The sequence below is a fragment of the Pseudomonas rustica genome (genome assembly GCF_018336155.1).
GTDB classification, from domain to species: domain Bacteria; phylum Pseudomonadota; class Gammaproteobacteria; order Pseudomonadales; family Pseudomonadaceae; genus Aquipseudomonas; species Aquipseudomonas rustica.
On the sequence record NZ_JAGYHF010000001.1, the window covers coordinates 442,793 to 458,272 of the forward strand.

Annotated in this window: 10 protein-coding genes and 1 riboswitch; of the genes, 2 read left to right on the top strand and 8 right to left on the bottom strand. The window is 59.1% G+C overall.

The features are described 5' to 3' along the window. Positions 1 to 46 precede the first annotated feature (46 nt). Positions 47 to 1,051 carry a low-specificity L-threonine aldolase gene (ltaE, locus tag KFS80_RS02055; RefSeq protein WP_212543836.1) on the bottom strand — a complete coding sequence of 335 codons (1,005 nt, stop codon included), beginning with the start codon at positions 1,049 to 1,051 and terminating at the stop codon, positions 47 to 49. Positions 1,052 to 1,352: 301 nt separating this feature from the next. Further along, positions 1,353 to 1,524, top strand: a riboswitch (FMN riboswitch). A 101-nt stretch (positions 1,525 to 1,625) separates the two neighbouring features. Between ltaE and KFS80_RS02060 the strand changes: the two genes are divergently transcribed. Further along, complete coding sequence (locus tag KFS80_RS02060) at positions 1,626 to 2,135, top strand: 6,7-dimethyl-8-ribityllumazine synthase (RefSeq protein ID WP_007919335.1); 510 nt, start codon at positions 1,626 to 1,628, stop codon at positions 2,133 to 2,135. 121 nt (positions 2,136 to 2,256) lie between these two features. Here KFS80_RS02060 and astE read toward each other — a convergent pair whose 3' ends face one another. The 7 genes from astE to KFS80_RS02095 form a co-directional block, all read right to left on the bottom strand. After that, a complete protein-coding gene (astE, locus tag KFS80_RS02065; RefSeq protein ID WP_212543837.1) occupies positions 2,257 to 3,267 on the bottom strand; it encodes a succinylglutamate desuccinylase in 1,011 nt (336 codons plus the stop codon). A 12-nt stretch (positions 3,268 to 3,279) separates the two neighbouring features. Next, the gene (locus KFS80_RS02070) at positions 3,280 to 3,570 is read right to left on the bottom strand and encodes a hypothetical protein (protein WP_008077915.1); all 291 of its coding nucleotides are present in this window, start codon (positions 3,568 to 3,570) and stop codon (positions 3,280 to 3,282) included. 57 nt (positions 3,571 to 3,627) lie between these two features. After that, positions 3,628 to 4,974, bottom strand: a complete 1,347-nt coding sequence (gene astB, locus KFS80_RS02075; protein ID WP_053122860.1) for an N-succinylarginine dihydrolase — start codon at positions 4,972 to 4,974, stop codon at positions 3,628 to 3,630. A 139-nt stretch (positions 4,975 to 5,113) separates the two neighbouring features. Continuing rightward, entirely contained in the window at positions 5,114 to 6,583 is a 1,470-nt protein-coding gene (astD, locus tag KFS80_RS02080) for a succinylglutamate-semialdehyde dehydrogenase (protein ID WP_212543941.1), read from the bottom strand. Further along, entirely contained in the window at positions 6,580 to 7,605 is a 1,026-nt protein-coding gene (gene astA, locus KFS80_RS02085) for an arginine N-succinyltransferase (protein ID WP_053122864.1), read from the bottom strand. Before astA ends, astD begins: the two co-directional genes overlap by 4 nt. Positions 7,606 to 7,656: 51 nt before the next feature. Continuing rightward, positions 7,657 to 8,676, bottom strand: coding sequence for an arginine/ornithine succinyltransferase subunit alpha (gene aruF, locus KFS80_RS02090; RefSeq protein WP_053122867.1), 1,020 nt, complete (start codon positions 8,674 to 8,676; stop codon positions 7,657 to 7,659). Positions 8,677 to 8,892: 216 nt separating this feature from the next. After that, positions 8,893 to 10,113: an aspartate aminotransferase family protein gene (locus KFS80_RS02095; RefSeq protein ID WP_212543838.1), complete on the bottom strand. Its 1,221-nt coding sequence runs from the start codon at positions 10,111 to 10,113 to the stop codon at positions 8,893 to 8,895. 350 nt (positions 10,114 to 10,463) lie between these two features. Here KFS80_RS02095 and KFS80_RS02100 point away from each other — a divergent pair, with 350 nt between their 5' ends. Beyond that, positions 10,464 to 15,461 (top strand): dermonecrotic toxin domain-containing protein, encoded by a 4,998-nt coding sequence (locus KFS80_RS02100; RefSeq protein WP_212543942.1) that lies wholly within the window; start codon positions 10,464 to 10,466, stop codon positions 15,459 to 15,461. Positions 15,462 to 15,480: the final 19 nt, after the last annotated feature.

The window sequence follows — 15,480 nt, forward strand, 5'->3', positions numbered from 1 at the left end:
CAGCGTGTTTATACGATAGAAACGGTCAATTGGACGGCTAACGCTGTCACTTGCGCGAAAAGTCGACGAATGTCGCGATCACTTGCTCGATTTGCGCGCGACTGACGTCCATGTGCGTGACCATACGCAGACGCGCGGCGGCGCTCAACTTGATCCCGCGTTCGCCGGCAAACGCCTTGATCGCTTCGGCTTTGTCGCCCATTTGCACATAAACCATGTTGGTTTGCACCGGTTCAACGCTGAAACCTGCTTCACGCAGACCATCGGCCAAAAACTGCGCGTTGGCGTGGTCATCCGCCAGGCGTTCGACGTTGTGATCCAGCGCATACAGCCCCGCCGCCGCCAGCAACCCGGCCTGACGCATGCCGCCGCCGACCATTTTGCGCAAACGCCGGGCCTTGCCGATCAGTTGCCCGGAACCGCACAGCACCGATCCCACTGGCGCACCGAGGCCTTTGGACAGGCACACCGATACCGAATCGAAATACTGGGTGATCTCCCGCGCATCAACCCCGAGCTTGACCGCCGCGTTGTAAAGTCGCGCGCCGTCGAGGTGCAACTGCAAGCCGTGGTCTTGGGTGAATTTACGCGCCCGCGCCAGATATTCCAGCGGCAGCACTTTGCCTTGCATGGTGTTTTCCAGCGCCAGCAAACGGGTGCGAGCGAAATGGAAGTCGTCCGGTTTGATCGCCGCCGCGACTTGATCCAGATCCAGCGAACCGTCGGCCTGCACTTCCAGCGGCTGCGGTTGAATCGAACCGAGCACCGCCGCGCCGCCGCCCTCGTACCTGTAGGTGTGCGCCTGCTGACCCACGACGTATTCGTCGCCGCGCTCGCAGTGCGCCATCAATCCCAACAGATTGCTCATGGTGCCGGTCGGCACGAACAGCGCTGCGGCAAAGCCCAAGCGTTGAGCCAGTTCGGCTTCCAGACGATTGACCGTCGGGTCTTCGCCGTACACATCGTCACCGGTGTCGGCCGCGGTCATCGCGTCGAGCATGGCGGGTGTCGGTTGGGTGACGGTGTCGCTGCGAAGATCGATAACGCTCATGAACCTGGCCTCAATTCAGCAGGGGAAATCCCTTTACGAAGGTCAATTACTGCGGTCATGAGGCAGATTATTCAAGCCTTTAATGAGAAAAGGCCACGTAACTCCTCAGGAAAGCGCAATCCATGTGGGAGCGGGCTTGCTCGCGAAGGCGGACTGCCGGACAACATTTGCGTTGAAGGTTAAATCGCTTTCGCGAGCAAGCCCGCTCCCACAGGTTGTGTATTTCGGTCGGCCGGTATTGAGTATGCAAGCCCTGAAAATATGTGTTAAAAACGCTGCGCCGCCCGCGAAAGGGCGGCAAAAACGTTCTCAGGGCGGGGTGCAATTCCCCACCGGCGGTAATTGCGCGCAATGCGCATAGCCCGCGAGCGCTTGGCGACGAATACGACTTCGGTTGAGATCGGCGGCAAGGTCAGCAGACCCGGTGTGATCCCGGGGCCGACGGTCATAGTCCGGATGAAGAGAGAACGGGATTAACGCCAAAGGGCCGTCCGCGCGATGTTGTGCGTGTGCGCACCCTTGAATCCCTTTCGATTCATAACGCCCTGTTTTTCACACAAACAGGAGTCAGAACATGCAACCCACCGCTATCGACAGCAAAAGCAAACACCCACACGGCGAGCGCGTTGCGTTCATCCAGGCCTGCTGGCACAAAGAAATCGTCGACCAGAGCCGTAAAGGCTTCGTCGCCGAAATGATTGCCCTGGGTTATCAGGAATCGGACATCGACATCTTCGAAGTCGGCGGCGCTTTTGAAATGCCTCTGCACGCCAAATTGCTGGCCAAAACCGGTCGTTACGCCGGCATCGTTGCCGCAGCCCTGGTGGTGGATGGCGGCATCTACCGTCACGAGTTCGTCGCCCAATCGGTGGTCAGCGGCCTGATGCAAGTGCAACTGGAAACCGAAGTGCCGGTGTTCTCGGTGTCGCTGACGCCGCATCACTTCCATGCGGGTGACGAACATCAGAAATTCTTCTTTGAGCACTTTGTACACAAGGGTCAGGAAGCGGCGCGGACTTGCGCGGATACGCTACGCAAGGTTCGCGCACTGCGCCGTACCGAGCCGCATGCAGTAGCCGTCTAAGTCTCTAAAGATCGTTCCCACGCTCTGCGTGGGAATGCCTCAATGGACGCTCAGCGTCCGCTTTGAGACGCGGAGCGTCCCGGGCTGCATTCCCACGCGGAGCGTGGGAACGATCATCGGGTCAGGCGAGGTTTTCGTCGCTGGTCGGGACGATCAGGATGCCCGCGCGCAGGCCGTTCTTGACCTTGGGATTAGGGAAGATGATTCGTGCGCCCTCTTCCTCAATGATCCAGCGGGTATTGGCCAGATCCTCGGCCAACACATAGCCCATCTCCAACTCGGAAAAGTTTTCGACGTCCTGCGGCAGGTTCAGGCGGAACGCATCGCTGTGCTTGATGATTTCCCGCGCGACACTGAACAACTGCAAACCATCCAGCTGCGCTTCAGCCATCTCTGGTTCAGTGCCTTCAATGATCTGCTTTAAGCGAGTTTCCAGCAGCGAGACGTTAACCCCGTCGTTCTGCCCGAACGGCCGCGCCTTGCCCAGTTCCAGCGTGAAAGCCTCGGCGCCGAGCTTGTCGTAGGTGTAAGAGCTGAACACGATCGAAGGTTTGTTCTGCAGCAGCACCGCTTCCATCCCGGCAGCGCGCAGGCGCGCCAGTTCAAGGCGTGAATGCTGGCGACCTTCTTTCCACGGATACAGCGCGAACTGCTCGATCTTCGAACCGCGAATCGCTGTGTGCAGGTCGTAGTGCAGGCGCTGGCGATCCGGCAGGCTGAAGAAACTCGCCGCCAAACGTTCCAGCTCACAGGCTCGCAGTGCTTCTGTGCCACTGCTTTGTTCGTGACGGCCATTGAACAGCCGATTGACGTCCTGCTCGACAAAGCGCTCGCCTTTGCGAATCGCCTCGGGGTTGCCGAACAGGAACAGAATGCGTGCGCGCGGCTTCAGATCGCCGCGTGCGATGTCGTGCAGCAGCCGATCAAGCAACTCGATCGGCGCTGTTTCGTTGCCATGGATCCCTGCCGACAGCAGTAGATCCAGGCCATTGTCGCGCGCTTCGGGTGGCCGGACTTCCAGCGCCCCCTCGCTCAACCAGCGCATGCGCACGCCTTCGACAGTCAGTTGAGTCTTCTCCGCCGGTTCGCGGCCGGCGAGGGTCAGTTCAAGCAGTTTGCCGAGGGCGAGCATAGAGCGGTTTCCTTAGTGGTCGTGGTTGCAATCCGGGCCGTGCACGTGGTCTTCGTCGTCGCCAGCGTCAGCCGGTTCCATTTCCAGTTGCAGACTTACCAGATTAGTCGCCAATGGGCGCAGCAGCAGGTTGGCGTATTCGGCGTCACCTTCTTCAACGTCCACGCCGATCAGCAACTGGCCACGGCCGTCCTGCTGAATCCACAGCTCTTTGCCTTGCCACATGACCGCAACGCGGGTGCAGGAGGTCTCCAGTTGCGTGCCGTCGGTGTCTTCAAGGATCAGCTGCAGGGAATCGCTCATGTTTTTACTCTCTTGGTGAGACAAGCCGCGCGCCGCGTTCAGGCGGCGCGCCGGCCATCAATTGATCTGGAATGGATAAACCGCGCCCAGTTTAAGGATTTGCGTCAGTTCATCCAGTGCCGTCCGGCATTCAAGTAGCAACTGCGGATCCGCCAGATCAGTTTCGCTCAGGCGGTCGCGGTAGTGCTTCTCGACCCATGCGGTCAACGAACCGTACAAAGGTGCGGTCATGATAACCCCTGGGTTGACGGCTGCCAGTTCGGTTTCGTTGAGCGCGACGCGCAGTCGCAGGCACGCCGGGCCACCGCCGTTCTGCATGCTTTGCTTGAGATCGAAAACTTTCACTTCGCGGATCAGACCGCCGGAGCTGGTCAGGCTTTGCAGGTAAGCCCAGACGCGTTCGTTGGCCTGGCACTCTTGCGGCACGATCAACAGCATCGAACCGTCAGGACGCGAGAGCAATTGGCTGTTGAACAGGTACGAGCGCACCGCGTCATCCACGGTGACTGCCGAACGCGGCACACACACCGACTGGAAGTTGCCACCGACTTTGGCCAGTTTGCTTTGCAGCTCGGCCAGCATCGACTCGGTGTCGAGGAACGCGTCCTCGTGATAGAACAAGACCTCGCCATTACCCACAGCAATCACGTCGTTGTGGAACACGCCCTGATCGATCACGTTCGGGTTCTGCTGGGCGTAAACCACGCCTTCGTCACGCAGACCGTGCAGGCGCGCAACGGCTTGCGAGGCTTCGAGGGTTTGCCGCGCCGGGTACTTTTGCGGCGCCGGGAAACGGTTATCGAATGCGCTGCGACCGAACACGAAGAACTCAACGCCCGCCTCGCCGTACTCACGGCAGAAACGCGTGTGGTTGGCCGCGCCTTCGTCGCCGAACTGCGCCACCGCCGGCAACGCGGCGTGATGGGCGAAGTGCTGCTGATTGGCGAACATTGCGCCGAGCACACGGCTGGTGGTCGGGTGCTCGATGCTGCGGTGGTATTTGCAATTGAGGTTGGCGGCGGTGAAATGCACGCGACCGTCAGCAGTGTCGGCACTCGGGCTGACCGTGGCGGCGTTGGCCACCCACATGCTCGACGCCGAGCAACTGGCAACCAACAGCGGCATGGCTTCTTTGGCGGCGCGCTCGATCACTTGCGCGTCGGTACCGCTGAAACCCAGACGGCGCAGAGCGGCCACGTCCGGACGTTCCTGCGGTGCCAGTACGCCTTGCTGAAAGCCCATTTCCATCAGCGCTTTCATCTTCGCCAGACCTTGCAGCGCCGCTTCCTTCGGGTTCGAGGATTGCTGGCTGTTGCTCTGGGACGCAACGTTGCCGTAGGACAGACCACCGTAGTTATGGGTCGGCCCCACTAGACCGTCAAAATTGACTTCATAGGATTTCATCAGCGAGGCTCCACGAGAATCTGTTGTTATAGGCTTCAGTAACTATTCTTTTAGACCGCAGCGCGGCCTTCGCGAGCAAGCTCGCTCCCACAGGGATCTTCATCGCACTTGTGGGAGCGAGCTTGCTCGCGAATGGGCATCACGCCATCTTCACGCCGGGTGTCAGAGAGGCAGGCAATACCAGGCTCGGTGTTTCCAGCGACGCCACCGGGTACGCGCAGTAATCCGCCGCGTAATAGGCGCTGGCGCGATGATTGCCGGAAGCACCCACCCCACCAAACGGCGCGCTGCTCGCAGCGCCGGTCAGTTGTTTGTTCCAGTTGACGATGCCGGCGCGGCTTTCCAGCCAGAACTGCTGATAACGCGCTTCGGAATCCGACAGCAAACCCGCAGCAAGCCCATAAGCGGTGTTGTTGGCTTCAACGATCGCTGCTTCAAAATCAACGTAGCGGATCACTTGCAGCAACGGGCCGAACAGTTCTTCGTCCGGACGCTCGGCAACCGCCGTCACATCAACGATGCCCGGCGTCAGCAACGCGGCTTGTGCTTGCGGCTGAGTCATTTCCAGCAGCGACACCGCGCCGTTGGCCAGCAGATGTTCTTGAGCGTCCATCAGCGCTTTCGCCGCGCCGAGGGAAATCACCGAGCCCATGAACGGTGCCGGTTGCTGATCGAATGCGCCGACTTCAATGGTCGCGCTGACTTCAACCAGACGCTTGAGCAGGCTGTCGCCCCACGCGCCTTGCGGCACCAGCAAGCGACGTGCGCAGGTGCAACGCTGACCGGCAGAGATGAACGCCGACTGAATAATCGTGTAAACCGCTGCATCCCGATCCGCGACCTGATCAACCACCAGCGGGTTGTTACCGCCCATCTCCAGCGCCAGAATCTTGTCCGGACGACCGGCGAATTGCTGGTGCAGATGATTGCCCGTGCGGCTAGAACCGGTGAAGAACAGACCGTCGATGCCCGGGATCGCGGCCAGCGCGATACCGGTTTCCCGGGCGCCTTGCAGCAGGTTCAGAACACCCGCTGGCAGACCGGCTTCGATCCAGCACTTGACCGTCAGCTCGGCCACTTTCGGGGTCAGTTCGCTCGGCTTGAACAGCACGCTGTTACCCGCCAGCAGCGCCGGCACGATGTGGCCGTTTGGCAAGTGGCCAGGGAAGTTGTAAGGGCCGAATACTGCGACCACGCCGTGCGGTTTGTGGCGCAGCACAGCAGTGGCGTCGCCCAACGGGCCGCTCTTCTCGCCGGTACGCTCGCGGTAGCTCTGCACCGAAATCGCGATCTTGTTGACCATGCTGGTCACTTCGGTCGCCGATTCCCACAGCGGTTTGCCGGTCTCTTCACCAATGGTGCGAGCCAGTTCGTCAGCGTGGTTTTTCAGCGACGCGGCGAAAGCTTCAAGCACCGTGATGCGCTCGTCCAGCGTGCGACGCGCCCAGCCTGGAAACGCCTGACGCGCAGCTTGCACAGCCGATTCAACCTGAGCCGCCGTGGCGCCCTCCCCCGACCACAGCACTTGCTGGGTCACCGGGTTCAGCGATTGAAAGGCCTCGCCCTGACCGGCCAGCCACTCACCTGCGATGTATAGCGAATTCATTATTTCGACTCCCGTGCAGCGGACAACGCCACGGCGCGCACTTGATCGCCAGCGTTGAGTTGAAGACGTTTGGCGGTCTGCGGATCGACCACCAAAGTACCGGCAGCGAGACGCGCCGGCGCAGCGGTGATGCGGCAGTCTTCGCGCTTGCGGTTATGGATGATGAACGGCGTGGCGTCGTCGCCCGGCGTACCCACGGCGAGCACCAGCGCTTCGCTGTCACGCACCGCGCGGATCTTGCCGGTTTCGCATTCGATGGCCGGGCCGGCGTCGAAGATGTCGACGTAACCCTGATAGCTGAAACCTTCGCCCTTGAGCATCGCCAAGGCTGGCTCGGTGTCCGGGTGAACCTGGCCGATGACCTGACGCGCGCCTTCGGACAGAAAGCAGGTGTACAGCGGGAATTTCGGCATCAGTTCAGCGATGAACGCCTTGTTGCCGACACCGGTGAGGTAGTCGGCCTGGCTGAATTCCATCTTGAAGAAGTGCCGACCGAGGCTTTCCCAGAACGGCGAACGGCCGGCGTCATCGGAGACACCGCGCATTTCGGCGATGATCTTGTTGCCGAACAATTCAGGGAATTCCGCGATGAACAGCATCCGCGCCTTCGACAGCATGCGACCGTTCAGACCGCTGCGGTAATCGGCGTGCAGGAACAACGAGCACAGCTCGGAATTACCGGTCAGGTCGTTGGCCAGAAACAGCGTCGGAATCTCGCGATAGATATTCAGTTCTTGCGAGGCGCTGACGGTGAGGCCGACACGGAAGTTGTACCAAGGCTCACGCATGCCGACCGCGCCGGCAATGGCGGAAATCCCCACCACGCGGCCGTCATCGTCTTCGAGCACGAACAGGTAGTCCGCATCACCACGGCCGGCTTCGCCGCGAAAGGTCTTCTCGGCCCAGCCGACCCGATGGGCCAGACGTTCTTCGTTGGCCGGCAAAGTGGTCAGGCCGGTGCCGGTGCTACGGGCCAGGTCGATCAGCGCGGATAAATCGCTGCTGCGTACGGGACGAACAATCATGCTATCTCCTCAAACGGGCCGCCTTCGCCACCCGTGAAACTCGCTAAGGCGTTAAACCGCCACCAGGCGCACGCTGGCACCTTCACCGACGCCCAGGGCTTCGGCCGCTTCCAGATCCAGAGTCACCGGTTTACCCGGCGCGTAATCCAGTTCCAGCAGCACCGCGCGGTAATCCTGCAACTGCGCGTTCGCCACCAGATACTGGCGCCCGGCGCCTTTCACCGGCTCGCCGATCTTCACTGGCACCACACGGCTTTGGGCGATCGAACGGATCCCCGAAACACGCGCATGCAGGGTCGGGCCACCGTCGAAAATGTCGATGTAGTGATCGGTCTCGAAGCCTTCGCGCATCAGGATGTCGAAGGTGATCTGCGCACGCGGGTGCACTTGGCCCATCGCCTCTTGGGCGGAATCCGGCAGCAACGGCACGTAGATCGGGTAATGCGGCATCAATTCGGCGAGGAACGTGCGGCTTTTCAGCCCGCACAGGCGTTCGGCTTCGGCGTAATTGAGGTCGAAGAAGTTACGACCAATCGCGTCCCAGAACGGCGAGTCGCCATTCTCATCGCTGTAACCAACGATCTCGGTCACCACCGAATCAGCGAAACGTTCGGGATGGCTGGCGACGAACAGCAGACGGCCACGGGAATTCAGCTCCGACCACGGCGACCCGACCAGCTCACGCTGCACGTAGAAACTGGTCAGCAAGCTGTTGCCGGTCAAGTCGTGGCACTGCGAGAGCACGTGAATCTTGTTGTGGATCTTCAACTCGCGGGAGGCGTGGACGAAGGTCTCGTTACGGAAGCTGTAGAACGGCTCCGAGTAACCGGCGGACGCGACAATCGCCGAGCAACCGACCAGTTTGCCGGTGGTGGATTCTTCGAGAACGAAGAAGTAACTCTCTTCACCGTTGAAGCTCACTTCGGCGGAAAACGACGCTTCGCTCGCGGCGATCTTGTCGCTCAGACGTTCCACGTCATCCGGCAAGGAAGTGACACCAATCGGGCTGTCCGCAGCCAGACGCTGTACCTCGCCCAGATCAGCCATTTGCGCGGGGCGCATCACCAGCATGGTGTCACTCCTTTTCTCTTATCAATTCACAGAAAAAATAACCGGGCCTACATGGAGATCAATGTAGGAGTGAGCCTGCTCGCGATTGCGGTCTGTCAGAAACCAATGAGTTGACTGACATAACGCAATCGCGAGCAGGCTCACTCCTACAGTTGATCTGGTCCGGCATCAAAATTTTGATCGACGCCTGAAAAGCTCCAGGCGCCGAAAGGTCTATCAGGCTTGCGTCAGTGCTGCAGCAGCGCGCTCGAAACGATCCAGACCGGCATCGATATCAGCGTCTTCCACCACCAGGCTCGGGGCGAAACGGATCACGTCCGGGCCGGCTTGCAGAATCATCAGGCCTTCTTTTTCAGCGGCGTTGAAGATGTCTTTAGCCTTGCCTTTCCACGCATCGCTGAGCACGCAACCGATCAGCAGACCGAGGCCACGCACCTGAGTGAACAAGCCGTATTTCTCGCCGACCTGCTCAAGGCGTGCCTTGAACTTGTCGTGCTTGGCGTTCACGCCGTTCAGCACTTCCGGGGTATTGATCACGTCGATCACCGCTTCAGCGACCGCGCACGCCAGCGGGTTGCCGCCGTAGGTGGTGCCGTGAGTGCCGACAACCAGATGTTTGGCCAGCGCTTCGGTGGTCAGCATCGCCGCGATCGGGAAACCGCCGCCCAGGCTCTTGGCGCTGGTGAGGATGTCCGGAGTCACGCCGTAATGCTGGTAGGCGAACAGCTTGCCGCTGCGGCCCATGCCGGTTTGCACTTCGTCGAATACCAGCAGCGCGTTGTTCGCGTCGCAGAGTTCGCGGGCACCTTGCAGGTACGCCAATTCGGCTGGCAGCACGCCGCCCTCGCCCTGGATCGGTTCCAGCACGACCGCACAGGTCTTGTCGGAAACCGCCGCTTTCAGCGCGGCCAGGTCGTTATAAGGAACGTGGGTGATGCCGGTGATTTTCGGGCCGAAACCGTCGGAGTACTTCGACTGGCCACCGACGTTAACGGTGAACAACGTACGGCCGTGGAAGCTGTTCAGCGCAGCGATGATTTCGTATTTCTCAGTGCCGAAACGGTCGAACGCAACACGACGGGCCAGCTTGAAAGCGGCCTCGTTGGCTTCAGCGCCGGAGTTGCAGAAGAACACGCGCTCGGCGAACGTGGCGTCGATCAGCTTGTGCGCAAGACGCAGGGCTGGCTCGTTGGTGAACACGTTGGACACGTGCCACAGCTTGTTCGCCTGTTCGGTCAATGCACCGACCAGCGCCGGGTGCGCGTGGCCCAATACGTTAACGGCAATCCCGCCGGCGAAGTCGATCAGCTCGCGGCCGGCCTGATCCCAGACGCGGGAACCGGCGCCACGCACCGGAATGAAAGCGGCAGGCGCGTAGTTGGGAACCATTACCTGGTCGAAATCGGCGCGTTGTACCGCAGCGTGCTCAACGGACATCGGAGTCTCCTGAAGAGGAACACCCGCCTGAAACTGGCGAGCGATGGGGGGATTGTAAGGACAGTTTTCAGCCCGGCCTTGCCGCCAAGCGACAACTTCTTATAGCGCAAACCCCGGATTTTCCCGGGTTTACGGCAATGCGACATATAGCGTCGCAAAGGCGCAGTTTAAACTGCCCGGGCGGATCTGCGGTGGCTTCACTGTATTTGATCGAAGAATTCCATGTGCGGTAACTATGTACCGCACATGATGATTTTTTTTCTGATTTGCTGGGCGCTCTCCACACGCTAATGGATGAGCGTATGAACCTGTCACAACCGCTTCAACCTACCGTCCGTCTCGACGCTTTCGTGGCCGAGCACGACGACACACATTTTCTGCATTTGCATCACGCCACACCTGATTGGCTGGCGAACGCTTCGGCACTTCGAAGACATGCTTTGCGGCGCGGCACGCCACACCCTGAACCTGGGCTGGCAAGTTCTCCTCGTCGCCATCAGGCTCATCTGCGTACTCTGAATGCTCAGTACTGGACAGCGCAAAACCAGGTGGATCGCCTGCTCGCCGATCTCAAGGATGTCGACGCCTTTGCCGCGCCGTTGCTGACAGCGGCCATCAAGGATCAGGTCGGCCTGACACTCGACGTCAAAAACACCTTCGTGCGCCTGTACATTCCGGTGACAAATCCCTGGTTCGGATTCTCCACGGGCGCCCAGCGGATCTGGAGCGTGTCATTGCTGGATGCGGCGCTGCATAACTTCGAGCGCCACGAAACCGAAGCGGATGAGTTCGACCCCGACTCCTGCTTCATCACCCGGCCAGACGAGCACGCGCAATTCGAAACGCTCCCGGACATCACCCGGACGCTATCGATACCCGACTTCATCAAACTGTGCCGAACGCTCGATATCGGCGCGCAATACCAGCAGCATCTGCAACATCAACTGGGTGTCACCCGACCCGACGTCGCGGCGACCTTACGTTTGCACGTTGAAACCAGTCAGAAGGCTGCACTGAAATCGGCGCTGTTGTACGCGCGGATGAACAACGACATTCAGGAGGATCTGTTCCGCCTGATCAGCGGTTTGATCGACGGTCTGCAAGGCATGCGGCTCGACGGCGAACCCCTGCGCAGCCAGAGCCTGTCACTGCTGTCGTCTGAACTGCACGGCATCATTGTTTTTGCGCCCGACCTGAACAGCAGCGAACACGCCAGTCGCGTGGTGGTCTATGTGCCGAACGACCCAGTGCACCCGATCAAGGAATACGCCTCCAGCGCCGCCTTCTCCGCCGAACTGACGCGTCAGTTGCGCGAAAGCGACTACCAGGATTTTTTCAGTCGGTTTATTGCGCACAGCGAACGCGGCCGCTTCTTTTCAACACTCAAGGCACGCTTGACCCAGATTCAGTTTTACCCGCACGAACGAGGCGATCCAAAACCTGCCTGGCGTGAAGTAGCGGTTGAAAAACCCGACCTGCAGTTTCGCGCCCAGATCATCCAGGCATCGTTATGGCAGCAGCAATTCGAGGACGCACTAAACAAAATCCTCAACGACGGGCCAAGCCTTGCAGTACCAACAGCATCGGTTGATCAGCAGGCGCGTTGGGCGTTTTGGGATTCACTGGTGAACATCGCTTCATCACTGCTCAACGTCGCTGCTTTCGTGGCCATGCCGTTCGTGCCGTTTCTGGGCGAACTGATGCTGGGTTATATGGCCTATCAGTTTCTGGACGAGACTTTTGAAGGCATCATCGAATGGGCGCAGGGGCAACGCACCGAAGCATTTCTGCACCTGCTGGACGCGGTGGAATCGGTTGTGCAGTTGGGAACGTTCGCCGCTGGCGGCATGCTGGTCGCAGGCGAGTTTCGAAATGTGCTGCCGGAGCATGTCGTACGCTTTATCGACCGGTTCAAACCCGTCATCGCACCGAACGGAAAAACCCTCTACTGGAAAGCTGACCTTGCGCCCTACGAGCAAGATGTTTCGTTGGCGAAAGACTCCCTGCCGAATCAGCACGGCTTGCATCATGGCGATGGAAAACTACTGCTGCCGCTGGACGGCAAAGTCTTCGCCGTCAGACCTGAGCCAGGCACCAGCGGCTTTCGAATTGATCACCCGACCCGTGCGGATGCCTATCCTCCAGCGCTTCAACACTTCCACACGGGCACCTGGCAAACGGAACTTGATCGCCCGCTCACCTGGCCAACCGACAAACTGCTGCGACGGATCGGCCACACGGTCGACAGCCTGTCACCCACCGAACTGGAACACGCCCTCAGCAGCAGCGGTTATCACGAAGATGTGTTGCGCAAATTTCACGCTGAGCGCGAGCCACTTCCACCCTTGCTGGAGGACACCCTAAAACGCTTCAGCATCGACAAAGGCATTCGCACGTTCATCGATCAAATGAACAGCCCTCACCTCGCAGAATTTTCCCACGCCGAGCCGACCACCCAATTGCAACTGCTGACCGAACATTGCCCTTGGCCCGAGGACAAAAGCCTGCGTTTACTCAACGCTAAAGGCGAGACCGTTTGGCAAAGCAACCGCCAGGATTTGCCGATGATTGAGCTGTACGAACCGCCGCCGGGGTCAGGTGATCTGCTCACGAACCTGTTGGCGAAGCTAGATGAAAGTGATCTCAAGACACTATTGAAAGAAGAACCTGGCCGACCTCCCCAAGCCTTTACCGCACGAGCGCGCGCACTGCGCAAAACCTTGGCGGACATCGCCACCGAGCGTCGCAACATCCTGTTCAATGCACGCTACCGCGCACTCGAATACAGCACCGACGCGGCTTCGCGCGCACTCATCGACGCAACGCCCGGTCTCCCTACCAGCGTCGTCCGGGAAATCCTGCGCACTGCCACGGGCGAAGAACGCCAACAACTCAAGCAATCACTCGTCCCGAAACGGCTCATGCAACTGTCGCGCTGGGCCCTGGAGGACGTTCGCAGCAGTCGCGCCTTTGAAGGTTTGTACCTGGATTCGATCAACCCGCTGGACACTCATCGGCTGGCATTGCATTCACTCGAACGTGTCACGGGATGGCCAAAAAACCTGCGAATCGACGTCCGTGAATACGGTACTCGCGGCACATTGCGCGACAGTATTGACCCCGGCGATGCCACCCTGCACAAAACCCTGGTGCTGCTTGAAGACGGCCGTTACCAGGCTTTCGACGATGAGAGCCAGCCATTGTCGGCGGCGCTCGATTTCTACAACGCCGTGTTGCAAGCCTTGCCCGACAATGCACGTGACGCGCTGGGCATCGACATCGGTGCTGGCGCGAAGCTCAAACAGACTATCCGCAAGCACGCATTAGCCCGCGACGATCTGCAAAAAATCCTCGCCCTGCACCGCGAACTCAAGCCAACCTACGATCCGCACACCATGCGTTTACCGGGAGGCAGCGAAGGCTATAGACACTTCAACCCCTATCTTCCGGTGCTTGAACAAGAGGCGATGGCGCTCAACCCGTCATTTACGCCTGAGCAATTTCAAGCATTCATGCAAAGACTGATGACCTACCCGGCGGGCCCTCGCGTGGAGTTGTCTCGGCTGACTGCCGAACTGGCTAAATTGCGACAGGATCTGAACGACTGGACAGCGCAAACACCCAGGCTGCATCCAGTGACCGGCACCCGGCTGGATGTTGCGACGTTCTCCGAAGCCAAAAACAATCGACTGGCCTTCAAGGAAGCTCTGCAGCGTTGCTGGCTAGAACGCACAACGCTCGACAGCGAAAGTCCCGAGGCACAATCACTGCTGCAATTCGCTCTTCCGATCGTTGGAGAGCTTCCGCAGCTCACAGCAGATTTCAGCCACGTCACGCACTTATCACTGGAAGGCAGTCGCGGCGTACTGGGCGCCGAGCGTTTTCTGGGTTATTTCCCGCGATTGCAACATCTGGAGATTCGCAGTTTCAATCTTGGGAATGTGCCCCAAGCCGTTAGAGTCATGCCCCACCTCACTCAATTGATACTGGCGGAGTGCGGCATCACCCTTGATGACGCAGCAATGACAACGTTGAACGGGCTGACCTCACTGAGCGCGCTGGATCTGTATGGCAATCCATTGGGACGCGCGCCGGACATCACAAACATGCCCGCGCTGACCTACATCGACCTTGCCGACACCGGAATCGCTGATCTTCCCAACGGCCTGGTGAATCATCCGAAACTGACGACCGGTATTTTCAACAACAACCAGATCAGTGACATACCTTTGGGTTTTTTCCATTACCCGCCGGAAGTCACTTCAGGTTTCGATTTTGCCCGCAACCCTTGGTCGAGCGTGACACGCGACAGGATCAGAGCGCACTTTCACCAGTTTGGGCAAACGCTGGGGGTGCTCTGTGAAGAGGTCGACATCACGCGAGTAAAACATCTCTATTCGTTGTTTAACGTCCAGGAAGCCAGCCAGTTTTTTTATCGTCTGGCCGGGCTCACGCATGACGCTCGAATTGAACTGACTCGACTGGAGAACGAGTACTTGAGCCTCAGAGAGGATCTGGACGCCTGGACCGGTGATATTCCGGCCATCAACCCATTCACCAACAACCCGTTCACCTTGGTCGAACTGGCGGAGGAGCAATCTGCACGCGATGAGTTCAAGGCCCTGGTCGAAGAATGCTGGCGCAAAGAAAGCGAGTTCGACGAACTCGGCGAGCACGGTGAGACGCTGTACGAGCTAAACCTGCCTACCACGATCATCGGGGAATTACCGGCGCTGAACGCAGACTTCAGTCATGTGTCGACCTTGACCTTGTTTAGCGAAGAAGGCGCCACGTCGGGTGCCAACCAGTTCCTGAATTGCTTTCCCAAACTCAGGACGCTAAACATTCGCGAGTTCTCACTCGACGACATTCCTCAAGCGATTTTCAGAATGGGTGATCTGACCGTGCTGTATCTGACGGAATGCAACATCACTCTGAGCGCGCACAGTAGAGCGGCCCTCGGGGAGATGGTGAACCTTGAGATTCTCGACCTGAGCTTCAATCCCTTGGCACTGGCACCGGATCTGCGGCAACTGAATTCGCTGACAGACCTGATACTCAACAACACCGGCATCCAGCAAATCCCGGATGGCCTGTTCCAGCTCAAGCGCCTGATGAAGGCTGATTTAAGCGGTAATGCGATCACCGAGATGCCCAGCGATATCCTCGAACTTCCCGGAGAGGTTGCTGAAGCAATTAACTTTCGCGACAACCCGTTCGACGCGCAGAGCCAGATAATCCTCAGCGCCTACTTCAAAAAGCATGGCATGGACTTTGGCATCGAAAGCACGATCGACGAGGCAGAGATGGAAGTTTCAACGTCCGAGGGCTCGGAAATCGACGAATAGTGTTCGTCGACTGAAGCGC